Here is a 17,193-nt window from a genome sequence, read left to right on the forward strand (position 1 = left end):
CACTTCCTTGCGTCAGCGAACAAGCCCCTCGAAGCGAGCAGGCGGCAAGGGATCACAGTCAGGTCCTGCATAGATCAACGGAGCGGTATTAGATCCGGCCATGCTGATGGCGTTCCTCAACATCATCCGGATCTACGACAACTGGTTCGAGCCGAGACAATATCGAGGGTCCGGAGCGGCGGTGGCCGAAGGAATGTCCGCAATCCGCATCCCGGGCACCAAAGAGACTTTCGTGATGCCCCAGATGGCGACAACGGCGCCCTTCATGCGCGCACCAGAAATGCGTCCGGGGCAGATCCGGAAAAGACGAAAGAGCGGCCAGGGAAGGCGCCTGACCCAAAGAGCGTCCCATATCGCCCCTGGCTGCATCACGGCACACCGTCGCAGAGAAATTTCGAAGACCAGCTGGTAGTTTCATGGTCGCTCGGGGTCGCCTTCCCGCGAGACGGGAAGGACAATATCTGAATTTTCCAGAGTCGGTGCAAAGCGCCCTGGTCAAGCAGCCTCGTAGCTTGAGAAGATCTCCGTGCCGCCATCCCTGCGGATCAGGAACACATCGTAGGCATCGCGCTCGTGCTCTGGCCCCATGCCCGGTGATCCATAGGGCATCCCGGGCACGGCGAGACCGACGGCATCGGGGCGCTCGGATAGCAGTCTTCGAATGTCGGCCGTCGGCACATGGCCCTCGATCATGTAGCCCTCGACCTCGCCGGTGTGACAGGAAGTCATGTTCTGGGGGATGCCGTTCTCGAGCTTGTGCCGGATCAGGAGGGTGCCGAAGCTGCGCTCGGTGGTGACCGTGAAGCCGTCCTCCTCCAGGATTTCGATCCAGGCGGTGCAGCACCCGCAGTTCGGATCTTTCAGGACGTGGATCGCGGGAGAGCTTTGGGTCAGTCCGGCGGACGGCGCTGTCGCGGCGAAGCACGCGGCGGAGGCCATCAAGGCGCGGCGGGTGAGGGTCATTGGTATCTCCATTCAGGTCGTTGCGGCTGCGTGCTCGGGGTGTGCCTTCTTGGCGGTCGGACCGATGCGTTCAGGCGGTCCGGCGGGCCGGAAGAACAGCAGTCGGAGGGCGTTCATCGTAACCAGCACCGTGGCGCCGGTATCCGCAAGGATCGCGATCCAGAGGCCGGTGATCCCGAAGATAGTGGTCACGAGGAAGACCGCCTTGAGCCCGAGCGCGATCGCGATGTTCTGGCGGATGTTGACCATGGTGGCGCGGGCAAGGCGGATCTTGGCAGGCACATCGGTCACGCGGTTGCGCAGGATCGCCGCGTCGGCCGTCTCCAGCGCGACATCGGTGCCCGAGCCCATGGCGACCCCGACATGGGCGGCGGCGAGCGCAGGCGCGTCGTTGATCCCGTCGCCGATCATCATCACGCGGGCGTCCGTCGTCAGATTGCGAATCGCCGTCACCTTGTCTTCCGGCATCAGCTCCGACCGATGCTCGATCCCGAGCGCCTCGGCGATGGCCTGGGCCGTGCGCGGGTTGTCCCCCGTAAGCATGACCGAAGAGATGCCGAGGTTGCGCAGCTGCGCGACCGCATCCGCCGCATCGGCGCGCGGCTCGTCCCTGAGCGCGATGAGGCCCTGGGGCACGTCTTCGCAGAGCACGATGACCACCGTCTTGCCCTCGGCCTCAAGCGCCGCCGCGCGGGTCCGCAGGTCGTCCGTGAGTGCGCCGCGCGCGTTTGCCAGCCGTGGGGAGCCAACGCTGACGATCACGCCGTCGATCGACGCTTCCGCCCCCTTGCCGGGAAGCGCGCGGCCGCCGGTCGCCGCCGCCGCGTGCACGCCCCGCCTTTCGGCCTCGACGCAGATCGCCTGTCCGAGTGGGTGACTCGCGCCGTTCTCGACCCCGGCGGCGAGCGACATGAGGTCATCCTCGCTTCCGATCAACACCGAGACGTCCGTCACGCGGGGCTTGCCATGCGTCAGCGTTCCGGTCTTGTCGAAAGCGACATGGGTCGTGCGGGCCGCCGCCTCGATCACCGCGCCGCCCTTCATCAGCAGGCCGTTCCGGGCCCCGGTCGACAGCGCGGAAGTGATCGAGGCCGGCACCGAGATCACCAGCGCACAGGGGCAGCCGATCAACAGCAGCGCCAGCGCACGGTAGATCCACGCGCCCCAGGCCAGCCCGAAGGCCAGCGGAGGGACGACGGCGACGAGGACAGCGGCCCCGACCACGGCGGGCATGTAGACCCGGCCGAACCGGTCGATGAATCGCTCGGTCGGGGCGCGGGCGCTCTCGGCTTCCTCCACGAGGCGGACGATGCGGGCGATGGTGTTGTCCTCGGCCGACCTCAACACCCGCACCCGCAAAAGCGCCTCGGCGTTGATCGACCCGGCGAAGACCTCCGCCCCCGGCTCCTTGAGGCTCGGGACGCTCTCGCCCGTCACCGGGCTCTCGTCGACGCCGGACGTGCCGCTCATCACCTCGCCGTCGCAGGGCACGCGGTCGCCGGGACGGACCTGCACCACTTGACCCACCTGGAGCTTCTCGGCCGCGACCTCACGTGTCTTGCCGCCCACTTCGAGCCGCGCCGTCTTGGGCGCGAGCTTCGAGAGCGCCCGGATGCTGTCGCGGGCCTTGCCGGCCGAGACGCCTTCCAGCAATTCACCCACGGCGAAGAGGAAGACGACGAGCGCCGCCTCTTCCGGCTCACCGATCATCAGCGCGCCGCTGGCGGCGATCGTCATGAGCATCTCGATGGTGAAGGGCATGCCGGCCCGCGTCATGGCGAAGGCGCGCTGCGCCACGGGCACGATCCCGACCAGTGTCGCCAGAACGAACGCCCAATGGGCGATCTCTGCCGGGAGGACGAGGCGGGACGCCCATGCCGCCGCGAGCAATGCGCCGGTGCCGACGACCAGTCGGCCCTTGGATGAATTCATCCACGATCTCGGTGCCTCATCGGCCGGCTTGTCGTTTTCCTCGGGCTCTATGTCGGTCTCCGAACTCTCCGCAGCATCTGGAAAAGCTCCATCCGGCAGGACGAAGCCGCCGTTGGGCTTCTCCGGCCGTGCGCCCTTGGGCGCGATCCCGAAGCCGACGCCGCGCACTGCCTTCTCAATCCGCTCGGGCGGTGTCTGTGTCTCATCGAGCGTCATTCGCAACCGCTCGGCCATCAGGGCGACATCGACACCCTCGACGCCAGGCAGGCGCTCGACCGCGCCGCGCACCTTGGCGGCGCATGACCCGCAATCCATGCCGGTCACGCGCCATTCGCGTTGTCCGGCGCTCCCGTCTGCCATGAGGCCTCTCCGTCGTGATTCTTCGACCGAACTTTGACATACGACCTACAGCGACTGTAGGTTCAAGCCTTGGCTGGAGATTTTCCACATCGTTATCCGAGGCGAGGAGACACGCGATCCCAGCAGAACAGGGCCGTAGGAGGAAACCCATGCTTTCGATCGGCACTCTCGCCAAGCGCACCGGCACAAAGGTGCAAACGATCCGATACTACGAACAGATTGGCCTCATGCCCGAGCCCGGTCGGACAGATGGTGGCCAGCGACGCTATGGGGATGTCGAGCTTGATCGTCTTTCGTTCATCCGTCACTCACGGCAGCTCGGCTTCTCGCTTGGCGCCATCCGCGAGCTGCTGGATCTCTCTGACAGCCCGGAACGGTCATGCGCACAGGTCGATGCAGTCGCCCAGAAACAGCTGCGCGAGGTCGAGGTGCGCATCGCCCGTCTCGTGGCGCTCAGGGTCGAACTTCGACGGATGATCGGCGAGTGCAGCGCCGATCGCGTGGCCGACTGCCGCATCCTTGAGGTCTTGCGCGATCACCAGGAATGCCTCTCTGATCACGGGCAGGCCGACGCCTGATGCCGGTGATCGTGGCATACCCGCTCGCAGCGCTTGCTGAGATCGCCGGATGCTTTGCCATCTGGACCTGGTGGCGCGGCGCTTCGAGCCTCTGGCTGGTTCCGGGCATCATGACCCTCGCGCTGTTCGGCTGGTTGCTCGCGCAGGTTGACACCAGCTTGGCCGGACGCGCCTTTGCCGCCTACGGTGGCATCTATATCGTCGCGTCACTGGCGTGGATGTGGGGAGTGGAAGGACAGCGGCCGGATATCTGGGATCTCGTCGGCGCGGGAATGTGCCTACTGGGAGCCATGGTCATCTTGGCAGCGCCCCGAGCGGTTTAGTTTTGTGAGGTCCGATATTCACCTCGTCCGTTTCGGGAAGAACGTCGATTGCGGTTGAATTCCGCTCTCCGACGGAGCCGTTGTCAGCCGGTCTTTCCCGGCTCCAAAAAGCTCCGGAACGAGCCAATATCACGAGGGCGCTGTTTTCGTTCCTGGTGTAAGGGGCGCGTCAGGCCGGAAAGCCGATCACTCCAGCTCCTCAACCAGCGACAATTCCCGCACGGCCGCGCCCTTGGCAAAGCTCAGCGCCTCCTGGTAGGCATCGGAGTGATAACAGGCGTGCGCGGCCGCGAGGCTCGGGAACCGCGCTACGACGTTGCGCGGGCGGTCCTCGCCCTCAAGCTGTTCATGGGCCCCGCCGCGGGCAAGAAAGACCCCGCCGTGGCTGGCGATCGCATCCGTCGCCCGCTTCGCATATTCGCCATAGGCAGCATCGTCATGCACCTTCACGTGGGCAATCCAGAGCGCGGTGGGCATCAGCTTTCCTCCAGTTTCTTCCTGGCCGCGGCGATGGCGGCGTCTGCGTTCGAGGTGTCCTTGCCGCCGCCCTGGGCCATGTCCGGACGGCCGCCTCCGCCCTTTCCGCCCAGCTCGACCGTCGCGGCGCGCACCAGGTCCACGGCCGATATCCGCCAGACGAGATCGTCAGTCACACCTGCGGCCACCGCCGCCTTGCCATCCGCGTCGGCGATCAGAAGGATCGCGGCAGAGCCCAGATCCGCCTTCATCCCGTCGATCAGCGTCGGCAGGTCCTTGCCCGTGACGCCGGTCAGCACCTGGGCCACGAACTTGACCCCGCCGACGTCCTGCGCCTCGGGCCCCTCGGCGGGACCGCCGGACATGGCGAGCTGACGGCGAAGCTGTGCCACCTCGTTGGCAAGCTGCCGGCGTTCGTCCAGCAGCGCCTTGACCCGCGCGGCGGTTTCATCGGCACCGGTCTTCAGCAGCCCCTCGACCACCGTCAACGTCCGGTCACGGCCGCGCAATACGGCCATGGCGGCATCGCCGGTCAGCGCCTCGATCCGGCGGACACCGGAGGAGGACGCGGTCTCGGATGTCAGCGCGAAAAGGCCGATATCGCCCGTGCGCGTGACATGGGTGCCGCCGCAAAGCTCGATCGAATAGGTCTGGCCGTCGGCCCCCTTGCCAGTCGCCGCGCGGCCCATGGACACCACCCGCACCTCGTCGCCGTATTTCTCGCCGAACAGGGCCTGCGCCCCGATCGCGCGGGCATCGTCCGGCGTCATGATGCGTGTGCTCACCGGCCTGTTCTGCCGGATCATCGCGTTCACTTCGGCCTCGACTCGGGCCACGTCTTCGGCCGACATCGCCTTGCCGTGCGAGAAGTCGAACCGCAGCCGATCCGGCGCGTTGAGCGACCCGCGCTGGGCCACGTGATCGCCCAGCGCACCGCGCAACGCCTCGTGCAGCAGGTGCGTCGCCGAGTGATTGGCACGGATCCGCCCGCGCCGGTCGTGGCTGACCTCCAGCCTGGCACCTTCGCCGGTCGCGATGGCGCCCGAGGTGACCTCGGCGAAATGAATGAAAACGCCCGCCACTTTCCGGGTGTCGGTGATCCGGGCGCTGCCGCCTTCGGTGGTCAGCACGCCGGTGTCGCCGACCTGGCCGCCCGATTCGGCGTAGAACGGGGTCTGGTTCAGGACAATCTGAACGCTCTCGCCCTCCGCCGCCCGGGTCGCCCGGTCGGATCCGTTGACGATCGCCAGGATCTGCCCCTCGGCAACCTCGGTGTCATAGCCCAGGAAATCCGTCGGGCCGGAGTCGTCGGCGATGTCGAACCAGACGGCCTGGTCCGCCGCCTCGCCGGTCCCGACCCAGGCCGCGCGAGCCTTGGCCTTCTGCTCGGCCATGGCGGCGTCGAAACCGTCGGTGTCGACCTCGATCCCGCGGTCCCGCAGGGCATCCTGCGTCAGGTCCAGCGGAAAGCCGAAGGTGTCGTAGAGCTTGAACGCCGACGCACCCGGCAGGCTGTCGCCGCCGGTCAGGTCCGTGGTTTCTTCGTCCAGCAGTTTCAGCCCCCGCTCGAGGGTCTGGCGGAACCGGATCTCCTCGGATTCGAAGGTTTCCTGGATCATCGATTGCTGCTCGCGCAACTCGGGGTACGCCGCGCCCATCTGCTGGACGAGCGCCGGCACCAGCCGGTGCATCAGCGGATCCTTGGCGCCAAGCAGGTGCGCGTGGCGCATCGCCCGCCGCATGATCCGCCGCAGGACATAGCCGCGCCCCTCGTTCGAGGGCAGCACGCCCTCCGCCACCAGGAACGCGGTGGAGCGCAAATGGTCCGCGATCACCCGGTGATGGACGATGTGCGCGTCATCGATGCCGGTGGAGGTCCCGTGGGCCGAAGCCTCGACCAGCGCCTTCATGAGATCCGTCTCGAAGACATTGTTGGTGCCTTGCAACAGCGAAGAGATCCGCTCCAGCCCCATGCCGGTGTCGATGCTCTGGGCGCTCAGCTCGCGGCGGGTGCCGTCCTCGAACTGTTCGAACTGCATGAAGACGAGGTTCCAGATCTCGATGAACCGGTCCCCGTCCTCCTCCGGAGAGCCCGGCGGCCCGCCCCAGATGTGGTCGCCGTGATCGTAGAAGATCTCGGTGCAGGGCCCGCAGGGGCCGGTCGGACCCATTTGCCAGAAGTTGTCGGAGGTCGGGATCCGGATGATCCTCTCATCCGGCAGCCCGGCGACCTTTTTCCACAGGTCCGCAGCCTCTTCGTCGGTGTGAAACACCGTCACCAGAAGCTTGTCCTTGGCGATGCCGAGCTCCTTGGTGACCATCTCCCATGCGAAGGGGATCGCGTCCGACTTGAAGTAGTCGCCGAAGGAGAAATTGCCCAGCATCTCGAAGAATGTCAGGTGCCGCGCGGTATAGCCGACATTGTCGAGGTCGTTGTGCTTGCCGCCGGCGCGGACGCATTTCTGCGAGGTCGTCGCGCGGACGTAGTCGCGATGTTCGACACCGGTGAAGAGGTTCTTGAACTGCACCATGCCGGAGTTCGTGAACATCAGCGTGGGGTCGTTGCGCGGCACGAGCGGAGAGCTGTCCACGACCTGGTGACCCTGGCGGTCGAAATAGTCGAGAAACGAGCTGCGAATGTCTGCGAGGCTGGTCATGGGACCCTGCGATTTTCCAATTGATCCGGTTGCGTTTAGCCCCCGTTCAGGTCTCTGTCCACCGCCGCGAAGACCATCGCGCCAACCCATTGTGCGCCAAGGCTTTGCTCGCGGGCGATCGCAGCACACAGGGGCGGCCGTTCGCGCAGATCCCCGAACGCGAAACGGGCGGCCGTTGGGCCACCCGTCCTTGTCTTGTCCGTCCCGGGGGTCGCGGCCTACATCTCGACCAGATCTTCGCCGCTGCCGTCGCTATCACTGGCGCCCATGTTGAAGTCGAGCCCGTGCGCGGCGCGGATTTTGTCCTCGATCTCGAGGGCGATCTCGGGGTGATCCTTCAGGAATTGCTTAGAATTCTCGCGGCCCTGGCCGATCCGCTCGTCCCCGTAGGAGAACCACGAACCGGATTTCTCGACCACGCCGGCGGTGACGCCGAGGTCCAGCAACTCTCCGGTCTTCGAGATGCCCTCGCCGTACATGATGTCGAATTCCACCTGCTTGAACGGCGGCGCCACCTTGTTCTTGACGACCTTGACCCGGGTCTGGTTGCCCACCACCTCGTCGCGGTCCTTGACCGAGCCGATGCGGCGGATGTCCAGACGCACGGAGGCATAGAACTTGAGCGCGTTGCCGCCCGTCGTCGTCTCGGGCGAGCCGAACATGACGCCGATCTTCATCCGGATCTGGTTGATGAAGATGACCATGCAGTTGGAGCGCGAGATCGACCCGGTCAGCTTGCGCATGGCCTGGGACATCAGGCGGGCGTGGACACCGACGGAGCTGTCGCCCATGTCGCCCTCAAGCTCGGATTTCGGCGTCAGCGCGGCGACCGAATCAACCACCACAAGCGACACCGCGCCGGAGCGCACGAGCGTATCGGTGATCTCGAGCGCCTGCTCGCCGGTATCGGGCTGCGAGATCAGCAATTCGTCGAGGTTCACGCCCAGCTTCTTGGCATATTGCGGGTCGAGCGCATGCTCGGCATCCACAAAGGCGCAGACCCCGCCCTTTTTCTGCTCTTCGGCGACGCTGTGCAGGGTCAGCGTGGTCTTGCCCGAGGATTCGGGGCCGTAGATCTCGATGATCCGGCCCTTGGGCAGCCCGCCGATCCCCAGGGCAATGTCGAGCCCCAGCGAGCCGGTCGAGGTCGCCTCGATATCCGAAAGCGCGTTGGCCGACCCCAACTTCATGATGGAGCCCTTGCCGAACTGCCGTTCGATCTGCGCCAGAGCGGAATCGAGCGCCTTTTGCTTGTCGCCTTGGGATTTGCTGTTTTTCATTGCCAGAAGGTCTGCCGTTGCCATGTTTGGCTCCTTATCACACGCGCGCCGGGTCGCGGCAATCGCTGCTTCGTTCGCCTCTTGTTCTCATATGGTTAATGAGATCAAAACGCGAACATATCAAGTCAATTTTTTACTAGCTCCAGCTTTCGTCCATAAGAGTTAAAGAGTAGTTTACGTCACCATGGCTTGGCGAAGGGCGTGACAATTGCTTGTTTTCTGGAAGGAAAAGCTGGTCTTTCTGGCCGTGCCCAAGACAGGAACGACCGCGCTGGAAGGCGCCCTTGCGCCCCGCGCCTCGATCGTGCTGCGCGATCCGCCGGAATTGAAGCACTCGGCGGTTTATCGCTATCGCCGCTGGCTGGACCCGTTCTTCGAGAAGGCCGGCAAGCAGAAGATGGAGACGATGGCCGTCGTCCGGCACCCCGTCGACTGGCTCAAGAGTTGGTACAAGTACCGACACCGGGACGACCTGGTCGGCCACCAGAATTCGACGCGCGGGATCAGCTTCGACGATTTCGTGACGGATTACTGCAGGGGCCAGCAGCCGCCGCACGCGGTCGTGGGCTCTCAGGCGAAATTCCTGCTGGACGGACAGGGCAACCTCGGCGTCGATTACCTGTTTCAATACGAGGATCCGGACCGCCTGATGGCCTTCCTGAACGACCGCCTGGGCGTGACGCCGGAGCTGAAACGGCTCAATGTCTCGCCGCCCCTGGAGCTGGAGGTCTCGCCCGAGGTCGAAGAGAAGTTCCGCCGCAAGCGGCCGGAGGAATTCCGGGTCTGGGAGATGGGCGCCGACTGACGCTCGCGCCTTATTCTCCGGTGTAGCGCCGCAGGCTCGCTTCGACGCCCTCGGACCAGAGATTGTCGAGTGACGCGCCGAAGGCTGTGGCAAAGGTGCTGTCCTCGCCCAATTCGCCGAAGACCGCGGCATTTTCCAGAAAGACCGACGGATCGGACCGCGCCGCGAGGGCGCGCGATTTCAACTCCGCGTGGTTTTCATCGTTGGGTGGGATCTCGTTTCCCGCCTCGTCGGTGCCGGCACAATAGCGGCACCACAGCGCGACCTCCAGCGCGAGCCCCTCGATCGGGCGGCCCGCCGCTCGCGCGTCCACGACCGTCGGCAGGATGAACTTGGGCTGCCGGTTGGACCCGTCGAAACAGAGCCGCGGGATCGTGTCCCCGATCGCGGTGTTCGAGAACCGCTCGATCACCTTATCGATATAGGCCTGGTAGCTGACGCCGGAAATCTCGGTCAGGGTCGGCGCGATCTCGCGCGATTGCAGGGCGCCGAGCCAGCTGCGGATCCGCGCGTCGGCCATGGCGTCATGGACGAAGGCATGCCCCAGCAGCGCCGACGGATAGGCGATGGCCGCGTGCCCGCCGTTCAGCAGGCGCAGCTTCATCAGCTCGTAGAGCGCGACATCCTCGACGAATTCCGCGCCTGCCTCCTCAAGCGGAGGCCGGCCCTGGGGAAAGCTGTCCTCCAGAACCCACTGGCGGAACGGCTCGCAGACCACAGGGGCGGCATCGTCGATCCCGAAGGTGTCGCGAACCATCTCCAGTTCCCGCGGAGAGGTCGCTGGCGTGATGCAATCAACCATGGAATTGGGGAAGGCGACGTTCGCCGCGACCCATTCCGCCAACGCCGGGTCGGACATCTCGGCGAGGCCGGTGACGGTCTGGCGGAAGACATGGCCGTTCTCAGGCAGGTTGTCGCAGGACATCGCCGTGAAGGGCGGCACGCCGGCATCGCGGCGCCGGCGCAGGGCGGCGAGGATCATGCCAAAGACCGACCGGGGCGCCTCGGGGGTGGCCGCATCCGCGATCATGTCAGGATGGCTGGCGTTGAAGCTGCCGTCCGGTCGGACGTAGTAGCCGCCCTCGGTGATCGTCGTCGAGACGATGCGGATCGCCGGATCGGCCATCCGGGCGATGGTGACCTCGGGGTCGATGGGCAGAAAGTCAATCATCGGGCCGATCACCCGGGCAGAGAACCCAGCCGGCTCCAGGTCGACGACGGTGCTCAGGAAATCCTGGCCGGAGAGCTTGTCGCGCATGGCGGCGTCTCCCGGACGCACCCCGGCGCCGATCAGCGCCCAGTCGTGGCCCTTGCCCATGCCGAACAGCCGATCGAGGTAGAACGCCATGTGCGCCCGGTGGAAATTGCCGACGCCGACATGCAGGATGCCGCCCGACAGGTCCGACCGGTGATAGCCGGGCCGGCCGACGCCGTACGGCAGGATATCCAGCGCCGCGTCGCTCAGCTTGATGGGCGTTTTCTTTGACATCGGGGTCTCCTCAGCGTTTCGGCTGCCGCTTGAACCCTGGCGGCGACGACATTTGGGGCGCGGCGGCCTCGGGGGCGGCGGTGCGCGCGGGCACGGGGGGGCTTCCAAATCGGCAGATCGGGACAAGGGCCGGGACGGCGGCCTGGGAGAGAGGTCCGCCATCGCCCCGGCGCCCGGCCCCGGTCGGTCACGTCATCCGCAGGCCGTCCTGGCCGAAACGCTGGATGCGCTCGGCCTGGGGCGTGAGATAGATCGTGTCGCCGTAGCTCATCCCGACCTCGCCGCCGGCCCGCACCGTCATCGGGTCGGACTCTCCGTCGAGATGGACATGGAAGAAGGTGTCGGAGCCCAGGTGCTCGGCCACGCCGACCTTGCCCTTCCAGGTGCCGGCCTCGGCCGAAACCTCGATATGCTCGGGGCGGACGCCGATGGTGTGGGCGCCATGTTTCGACGCCTCGGCCCCTTCGAGGAAATTCATCCGGGGCGAGCCGATGAACCCCGCGACGAACTTGTTGCGCGGCGCCTTGTAAAGCTCCAGCGGCGAGCCGACCTGCTCGATCCGGCCGGCCTGAAGCACGACGATCTTGTCGGCCATGGTCATCGCCTCGACCTGGTCGTGGGTCACGTAGACCATGGTCGTGGCCAGCCGCTTGTGCAGCTCGGAGATTTCCAGCCGCATGCCCACGCGGAGGGCCGCGTCGAGGTTCGACAGCGGCTCGTCGAAGAGGAAGGCCGCCGGTTCCCGCACGATGGAGCGGCCGATGGCCACACGCTGGCGCTGACCGCCCGAAAGCTGGCCAGGCCGGCGGTCGAGATAGGCGGTGAGGTTGAGCACGCTGGCCGCGGCCTCTACCTTCTTGTCCTGCTCGGCCTTGCTGAAGCCGGCCATCCGCAGCGGGAACGCGATGTTCTTGCGCACCGTCATATGCGGATAAAGCGCATAGGACTGGAACACCATCGCGAGGCTGCGCTTGGCAGGGGGCAGGGTGGTGGCGTCGGTGCCGTCGATCTCGATATGGCCCGAGGAGACATCCTCCAGCCCGGCGATGATCCGCAGAAGCGTGGACTTGCCGCAGCCCGAGGGGCCGACGAAGACCACGAACTCGCCGTCCTCGATCGTCAGGTCCAGCGGCGGGATGACCTCGACGTCTCCGAAAGCCTTCCTCACCTTTTCAAGCGTGATGCGTCCCATTGATCTATTCCTTATTTCACCGCGCCGAAGGTCAGGCCGCGGACAAGCTGTTTCTGGGAGAACCAGCCCATGATGAGGATCGGTGCGATGGCCATTGTCGAGGCCGCGCTGAGCTTGGCAAAGAACAGACCCTCGGGGCTGGAGTAACTTGCGATGAAGGCCGTCAGGGGCGCCGCGTTCACCGTGGTGAGGTTCAGCGTCCAGAAGGCCTCGTTCCAGGCGAGGATGATGTTCAGCAGAACCGTCGAGGCGATCCCGGGCACCGCCATCGGCGTGAGCACGTAGAGGATCTCGTTCTTGAGCGAGGCACCGTCCATGCGTGCCGCCTCCAGGATGTCGACGGGGATCTCCTTGAAGTAGGTGTAGAGCATCCAGACAATGATCGGCAGGTTGATCAGCATCAGGATGAACACCAGCGCTATTCGCGAGTCGAGTAGCCCGAGGTCCCTGCTGATCAGGTAGATCGGATAAACCACGCCGACCGCCGGAAGCATCTTGGTCGAGAGCATCCAGAGCAGGATGTCCTTGGTCCTGCTGCCCGGCACGAAGGCCATGGACCAGGCGGCCGGGATCGCGATGAGCACCCCGAGAAGCGTCGAGCCCCCCGCGATGATGATGGAGTTCACCAGGTAACGGGCGTAGTTCGACCGCTCCTGCACGTCGCCGTAATTCTCGGTGGTCCAGTCGAAGAACAGGAACACCGGGGGGTCGGCGATGGCCGTGGCCTCTGGCTTGAAGCTGGTCAGGAACGTCCAGAGGATCGGGAAGAAGATCAGCAGACCCACGGCCCAGGCGAGGGCGGTATAGGCGGCTTTCTTGCGGGTGGTGACGGCGCGGGCCATGATTTCGGTCTCCTTACGCGTCGAGGTTCTTGCCGACGATCCGCATCAGGAAGATCGCGACGATATTGGCGAGGATGACGGCGTAGATGCCGCCGGCGGAGCCCAGCCCGACGTTCTGGCTTTCCAGCACGCGCTGGTAGACCAGGTAGGTCAGCGTCCGGGTGCCGAAGGCGCCGCTGGTGGTCACGAAGATCTCGGCGAAGATCGACAGAAGGAAGATCGTCTGGATCAGGATCACGACCGTGATCGCCCGCGCCAGGTGCGGCAGGATGATGAACCAGAATCGCTTGATCGGCGGGGCGCCATCCATTTCGGCGGCTTCCAGCTGCTCGCTGTCCAGCGACTGCACAGCCGTCAGCAGGATTAACGTGGCAAACGGAAGCCACTGCCAGGAAACAATCAGGATAATAGAGAACAGCGGCGCCTGTGTCAGCCAGTCGACCGGCGTGGCCCCGAAGAACTCCCACAGGTGCGACAGAAGGCCGTTCACCGGGTCGAGGAACATGTTCTTCCAAACCAGCGCCGACACGGTCGGCATGACGAAGAACGGCGCGATCACCAGGATGCGCACGATGCCCTGCCCCCAGATCGGCTGATCGAGCAGAAGCCCGAGCAGGACGCCGAAGACGACGGTGATGAAGAGGATACCGCCCACCATGAGCAGCGTCGTCCCGACGCTGTCAAGGAAGGAGGAACTGGTGATGAACCGCTGATAATTGTCGAAGCCGACCCACCCCTCGTTGCCGGGCCGAAGCGGCGTATAGCGGCGGAATGAGAAGTAGAGCGTCATGGTGAGCGGCACCAGCATCCAGCCAAGAAGCAGGACGACGGCGGGGGAGATCATCAGACGCGCGGCGGCTTTTGAGTGCTGGGTGGCCATGTTGGGGCTCCTATCGCCTGGTCCGCCGATCGGGCGGGGCGTTGGCACGGAAGGCTGACGATGCGACGCGGGGTTCGGGGCGCCGAAGGGCGGCAGCGATGGCCGCCCCCCGACAATTTCGCCGGAGAACCGGGGGCTTAGTAGCCCGCGATATCCATTTCCTCCTCGGTGATCTCTTGAGCGCGCTCAAGAGCTTCCGCTGCGGTCTGCTGACCGGCAAGGGCTGCTGCAAACTCCTGACCCGTCTGGGTCCCGATACCGGCGAACTCGGGGATCGCAACGAACTGGACGCCCGTATAGGGAACCGGCTCGATCGTCGGGTTGGTCGGATCAGCGGCGTTGATGGACTGCAGCATCATTTCCGCGAAAGGCGCCGCGGCCAGATAATCCGGGTTCTCGTAGAGAGAGGTCCGCGTGCCCGGGGGCACGTTGGCCCAGCCTTCGTTCTCGGCGACGAGGGCGGTATACTCCTTGGAGGTCGCCCAGGCGACGAAGGTCTTCGCCGCTTCCGGAGAGTCGGAGCCGGCCGGAACCGCCAGCGACCAGGCCCAGAGCCAGTTGCCGCGCTTGCCAAGGCCGTTGTCGGGCGCAAGGGCGAAGCCCACGCTTTCGGCAACGACGCTGTCATCGGGGTTGGTCACGAAGGACGCCGCCACGGTGGCGTCGATCCACATGCCGCACTTGCCCTGGTTGAACAGCGACAGGTTCTCGTTGAAGCCGTTGTTGGCGGCGCCCGGAGGACCGTAGGTGCCCAGCAGATCAAGATAGAAGTCGATCGTCGCGGCCCATTCGGGCGAGTCGAACTGCGGGGTCCAATCCATATCGAACCAGCGCGCCCCGAAGGAGTTCGACATGGCGGTCAGGAACGCCATGTTCTCGCCCCAGCCGGCCTTGCCGCGCAGGCAGACACCGTAGATCTCGTTCTCTTCGTCGGTCATCGCGGCCGCGGCTTCGCGGATGAACTCCCAGGACGGCGCATCGGGCATCTCGAGGCCGGCGGCCTCCATCAGGTCGGTGCGATACATCACCATCGAGCTTTCGCCGTAGAACGGCGCCGCGTAGAGCGTCCCGTCGACGGTCAGGCCGCCGGCGATGGCGGGCAGCAGGTCGTCGGCGTCCCACTCATCGGGAAGGTCGTCGAGGCCGACGAGCCAGCCCTGCGCACCCCAGATCGGAACCTCGTAGGTGCCAATGGTCATCACATCGAACTGACCGCCGTTGGTGGCGATATCCTGGGTCACACGCTGGCGAAGAACGTTCTCTTCAAGGGTGACCCACTCGACGGCGATGTCCGGATGAAGCGCGGTGAACTCGTCCGTAAGTCCCTGCATCCGCACCATATCGCCGTTGTTCACGGTGGCGATCGTCAAGGTCGTGACATGGGACTCAGCGAACGAAGCGCCGGCGAGGCCGCAAAGGGCCGTGGCGCCCAAAAGGGCGCGTATTGTCTTTTTCATGATATCCTCCCAAAGGTCCGCGTGAGCAATTGCCCAGCCGGCATGCAAATGTTCGCTTCAATATACTGTTCTGTCAACAGAGATTTCGGCACGGCCCCGTCAGCCCGCGTCAACAGGTTGTAGAAAAAGGTAAAATAGGGGTCTTCGTCAGGTCCCGAAGGCCGCCGTCAGGACAGCAGCGACAGGGCCGTCGCCTCGGAGGTGACGAGGCCGTTGATCAACCGGCCCTTCAGTGCCGCCCGGATTGCCCGGATCTTGGCGGGGCCCGCGGCGACGGCGATCACAAGCCTGTCCTCGGCCGGTACGGGCAGGGGTGCACTGGCGACCCGCCGGCTGAAATCGGTCTCGATCAGGACACCATCGTCGTCGAAGATCCAGCTGATGATCTCGCCCGCGCCGCCCTTCTGGGTGATCTCGTCCCAGTCCGAATCGCTCAGGAAACCGTCGACCAGCAGCGGCGCGGTCTCATCCATCTGGCCGATCCCCACCAGCGCGACATCGGCGCGGGCGCACAGCGCCAAGGTATTGCGCATTGCTTCCTGCTCGCGCATCGCCTGCAGGGCGGCGGCGTTCTGCGCCATCACCGGAAACGGAAAGGGATAATGCATCCCGCCCACCCGGTCGGCCATCCGGATCGTTGCGTTGTAAGGCGTGGCCGAGCCGTCGGTCATCATGTTTCCCAGCAGCGAGACGATCTTGTGCTGCGGGCAGGACATCCGCGACAATTGCTGAACGCAGGCACGGAGCGCCCGGCCGGTGCCCAGCGCGATGATTTGCGGCTCTTCGCGCTTCAGGACACGCTCGACCTCGGCCGCGGCGGCAATGGCGAGGCCTGTGAGAAGGTTCGGCGCCTCGGGGTCCGACGGCACCACCTCGCAGATCTGCAGGCCGAACCGCTCGCGCATCTCGGTGGCCAGGTCCATGCAGGCGCCGATCGGGTGGTCGATCTGCACCTTGACCAGCCGTTCCGACACCGCCAGCGACACCAGCCGCTGGGCCGTCTGCCGCGACACGCCCATCTTGCGGGCGATCTCGTCCTGGGTATTGCCCGCGACGTAATAGAGCCAGGCCGCCCGTGCGGCGTCGTCCAGACGGGACGGAACGATTCTGGTCGTGTCTTGGGTCACTGGATTGTCCCGGTGGGATAGGAAGAGAGCAATTCGGGCGGGAAATCGGCCCAACTGCCAAGAATGTCAATGTCTTCCCAATCCGTGAGGTCCGCCCCGATCAGGTGGGAGCCGCCGGCATAGAGCGCCACCTGCATCCCCGCGGCAAAGCCCGCGGCAAGCCCCGGGCCGCTGTCCTCGATCACCAGGGTGCGGGCCGGATCGGCCACCATCCGCTCTGCGGCGAGCAGGAACAGGTCGGGGGCGGGCTTGCCGCGCGCCACCTGGCTTGCGGTAAAGACCCGGTCGCCGAAGAAGGAGGACAGGCCCGTCATGTGCAACGTCCGCCCGACCCTCGGAGGGCTGGAGCTCGTGGCGACGCAGCAGGGCACCACGAGGCGGGAGAGCACGGATTTCAGGCCCGGCGTCACCTTCAGGTCGGTCTCGTAGCGTTTGAACAGGCGACGCCGGTATCTCTCTTCGAAATCGTCCGGCAAGGCCCGATCCGCCCGCGCCCGGATCGAGGCCGCGACCGTGGGAAAGCTGCGGCCAAGACAGTTCTGCCGAACGAATTCCGGCGTCAGCTCGATCCCGATATGGGACAGCACGTCGATCAGGACTTCCGAGCTGATGGCCTCGCTGTCCACGAGCACGCCGTCGCAATCGAAAATCACGAGGTCGATCATCATGGTCGAACTCCACTCACCGCGGATTTGAATTGGCGAAGGCCGGACCCACGATCAACCTGCATCAAGACGGAACGTATCGTGGCCAAAGGTTGTCGGAAAATCAAGCGTGTCGGCCGGGGCCGCCCCCCCGACCCCGCCAGGGGCGGGTCCCGAGGGCATCCGG

At 65.3% G+C, this 17,193-nt stretch carries 16 protein-coding genes; 4 read left to right on the forward strand and 12 right to left on the reverse strand.

Annotation, left to right across the window (positions count from 1 at the left end; all coding sequences use genetic code 11):
• Window positions 1-100: 100 nt before the first annotated feature.
• Window positions 101-412: a hypothetical protein gene (locus tag ROA7023_RS15230; RefSeq protein WP_085879900.1), complete on the forward strand. Its 312-nt coding sequence runs from the start codon at window positions 101-103 to the stop codon at window positions 410-412.
• 83 nt (window positions 413-495) lie between these two features.
• Here the strand turns inward: ROA7023_RS15230 and ROA7023_RS15235 are convergent, their stop codons facing one another.
• Both ROA7023_RS15235 and ROA7023_RS15240 read right to left on the reverse strand, forming a co-directional pair.
• Window positions 496-963, reverse strand: coding sequence for a DUF411 domain-containing protein (locus ROA7023_RS15235; RefSeq protein ID WP_085879901.1), 468 nt, complete (start codon window positions 961-963; stop codon window positions 496-498).
• A gap of 12 nt (window positions 964-975) precedes the next feature.
• Window positions 976-3,255, reverse strand: coding sequence for a heavy metal translocating P-type ATPase (locus ROA7023_RS15240; RefSeq protein WP_085879902.1), 2,280 nt, complete (start codon window positions 3,253-3,255; stop codon window positions 976-978).
• A 149-nt stretch (window positions 3,256-3,404) separates the two neighbouring features.
• On the opposite strand from ROA7023_RS15240, the gene ROA7023_RS15245 reads away from it, so the two are divergent.
• Both ROA7023_RS15245 and ROA7023_RS15250 read left to right on the forward strand, forming a co-directional pair.
• Entirely contained in the window at window positions 3,405-3,833 is a 429-nt protein-coding gene (locus ROA7023_RS15245; protein ID WP_085879903.1) for a MerR family transcriptional regulator, read from the forward strand.
• A complete protein-coding gene (locus ROA7023_RS15250) occupies window positions 3,833-4,156 on the forward strand; it encodes a YnfA family protein (protein WP_085879904.1) in 324 nt (107 codons plus the stop codon). The genes ROA7023_RS15245 and ROA7023_RS15250 overlap by 1 nt, the downstream gene beginning before the upstream one ends.
• 186 nt (window positions 4,157-4,342) lie before the next feature.
• Here ROA7023_RS15250 and ROA7023_RS15255 read toward each other — a convergent pair whose 3' ends face one another.
• The 3 genes from ROA7023_RS15255 to recA all read right to left on the reverse strand — a co-directional run bounded on the left by ROA7023_RS15255 (window position 4,343) and on the right by recA (window position 8,594).
• Window positions 4,343-4,633 carry a DUF1330 domain-containing protein gene (locus ROA7023_RS15255; RefSeq protein ID WP_085879905.1) on the reverse strand — a complete coding sequence of 97 codons (291 nt, stop codon included), beginning with the start codon at window positions 4,631-4,633 and terminating at the stop codon, window positions 4,343-4,345.
• Window positions 4,633-7,290 (reverse strand): alanine--tRNA ligase, encoded by a 2,658-nt coding sequence (gene alaS, locus ROA7023_RS15260; RefSeq protein ID WP_085879906.1) that lies wholly within the window; start codon window positions 7,288-7,290, stop codon window positions 4,633-4,635. The genes ROA7023_RS15255 and alaS overlap by 1 nt, the downstream gene beginning before the upstream one ends.
• Before the next feature lie 218 nt (window positions 7,291-7,508).
• Window positions 7,509-8,594, reverse strand: a complete 1,086-nt coding sequence (gene recA / locus ROA7023_RS15265) for a recombinase RecA (RefSeq protein ID WP_085879907.1) — start codon at window positions 8,592-8,594, stop codon at window positions 7,509-7,511.
• 184 nt (window positions 8,595-8,778) lie between these two features.
• Here recA and ROA7023_RS15270 point away from each other — a divergent pair, with 184 nt between their 5' ends.
• Complete coding sequence (locus ROA7023_RS15270; RefSeq protein WP_085879908.1) at window positions 8,779-9,375, forward strand: sulfotransferase family 2 domain-containing protein; 597 nt, start codon at window positions 8,779-8,781, stop codon at window positions 9,373-9,375.
• Between the two features lie 10 nt (window positions 9,376-9,385).
• Here ROA7023_RS15270 and ROA7023_RS15275 read toward each other — a convergent pair whose 3' ends face one another.
• From ROA7023_RS15275 to ROA7023_RS15305, 7 genes are all read right to left on the reverse strand, one after another.
• Window positions 9,386-10,864: a mannitol dehydrogenase family protein gene (locus tag ROA7023_RS15275; protein ID WP_085879909.1), complete on the reverse strand. Its 1,479-nt coding sequence runs from the start codon at window positions 10,862-10,864 to the stop codon at window positions 9,386-9,388.
• A gap of 187 nt (window positions 10,865-11,051) precedes the next feature.
• Complete coding sequence (locus ROA7023_RS15280; RefSeq protein WP_085879910.1) at window positions 11,052-12,056, reverse strand: ABC transporter ATP-binding protein; 1,005 nt, start codon at window positions 12,054-12,056, stop codon at window positions 11,052-11,054.
• Between the two features lie 11 nt (window positions 12,057-12,067).
• Window positions 12,068-12,898, reverse strand: a complete 831-nt coding sequence (locus ROA7023_RS15285; protein WP_085879911.1) for a carbohydrate ABC transporter permease — start codon at window positions 12,896-12,898, stop codon at window positions 12,068-12,070.
• Between the two features lie 13 nt (window positions 12,899-12,911).
• Window positions 12,912-13,778: a carbohydrate ABC transporter permease gene (locus ROA7023_RS15290; protein ID WP_085879912.1), complete on the reverse strand. Its 867-nt coding sequence runs from the start codon at window positions 13,776-13,778 to the stop codon at window positions 12,912-12,914.
• Between the two features lie 137 nt (window positions 13,779-13,915).
• On the reverse strand, window positions 13,916-15,235 hold the full coding sequence (locus ROA7023_RS15295; RefSeq protein WP_085879913.1) for an ABC transporter substrate-binding protein: 1,320 nt from the start codon (window positions 15,233-15,235) through the stop codon (window positions 13,916-13,918).
• 167 nt (window positions 15,236-15,402) lie between these two features.
• The gene (locus ROA7023_RS15300) at window positions 15,403-16,362 is read right to left on the reverse strand and encodes a sugar-binding transcriptional regulator (RefSeq protein ID WP_234992252.1); all 960 of its coding nucleotides are present in this window, start codon (window positions 16,360-16,362) and stop codon (window positions 15,403-15,405) included.
• On the reverse strand, window positions 16,359-17,030 hold the full coding sequence (locus tag ROA7023_RS15305) for an HAD family hydrolase (protein ID WP_085879914.1): 672 nt from the start codon (window positions 17,028-17,030) through the stop codon (window positions 16,359-16,361). Before ROA7023_RS15305 ends, ROA7023_RS15300 begins: the two co-directional genes overlap by 4 nt.
• Window positions 17,031-17,193 lie beyond the last annotated feature (163 nt).

The sequence above is a fragment of the Roseisalinus antarcticus genome, from assembly GCF_900172355.1.
In the GTDB taxonomy this organism is placed as follows: Bacteria; Pseudomonadota; Alphaproteobacteria; order Rhodobacterales; family Rhodobacteraceae; genus Oceanicola; species Oceanicola antarcticus_A.

What these genes read in the sequence shown, in the direction of transcription:
- ROA7023_RS15230 (WP_085879900.1), top strand. Translation starts at nt 101, where the DNA reads ATGCTGATGGCGTTCCTCAACATCATCCGGATCTACGACAACTGGTTC.
- ROA7023_RS15235 (WP_085879901.1), bottom strand. Translation starts at nt 963, where the DNA reads ATGACCCTCACCCGCCGCGCCTTGATGGCCTCCGCCGCGTGCTTCGCC.
- ROA7023_RS15240 (WP_085879902.1), bottom strand. Translation starts at nt 3,255, where the DNA reads ATGGCAGACGGGAGCGCCGGACAACGCGAATGGCGCGTGACCGGCATG.
- ROA7023_RS15245 (WP_085879903.1), top strand. Translation starts at nt 3,405, where the DNA reads ATGCTTTCGATCGGCACTCTCGCCAAGCGCACCGGCACAAAGGTGCAA.
- ROA7023_RS15250 (WP_085879904.1), top strand. Translation starts at nt 3,833, where the DNA reads ATGCCGGTGATCGTGGCATACCCGCTCGCAGCGCTTGCTGAGATCGCC.
- ROA7023_RS15255 (WP_085879905.1), bottom strand. Translation starts at nt 4,633, where the DNA reads ATGCCCACCGCGCTCTGGATTGCCCACGTGAAGGTGCATGACGATGCT.
- alaS (WP_085879906.1), bottom strand. Translation starts at nt 7,290, where the DNA reads ATGACCAGCCTCGCAGACATTCGCAGCTCGTTTCTCGACTATTTCGAC.
- recA (WP_085879907.1), bottom strand. Translation starts at nt 8,594, where the DNA reads ATGGCAACGGCAGACCTTCTGGCAATGAAAAACAGCAAATCCCAAGGC.
- ROA7023_RS15275 (WP_085879909.1), bottom strand. Translation starts at nt 10,864, where the DNA reads ATGTCAAAGAAAACGCCCATCAAGCTGAGCGACGCGGCGCTGGATATC.
- ROA7023_RS15280 (WP_085879910.1), bottom strand. Translation starts at nt 12,056, where the DNA reads ATGGGACGCATCACGCTTGAAAAGGTGAGGAAGGCTTTCGGAGACGTC.
- ROA7023_RS15285 (WP_085879911.1), bottom strand. Translation starts at nt 12,898, where the DNA reads ATGGCCCGCGCCGTCACCACCCGCAAGAAAGCCGCCTATACCGCCCTC.
- ROA7023_RS15290 (WP_085879912.1), bottom strand. Translation starts at nt 13,778, where the DNA reads ATGGCCACCCAGCACTCAAAAGCCGCCGCGCGTCTGATGATCTCCCCC.
- ROA7023_RS15295 (WP_085879913.1), bottom strand. Translation starts at nt 15,235, where the DNA reads ATGAAAAAGACAATACGCGCCCTTTTGGGCGCCACGGCCCTTTGCGGC.
- ROA7023_RS15305 (WP_085879914.1), bottom strand. Translation starts at nt 17,030, where the DNA reads ATGATGATCGACCTCGTGATTTTCGATTGCGACGGCGTGCTCGTGGAC.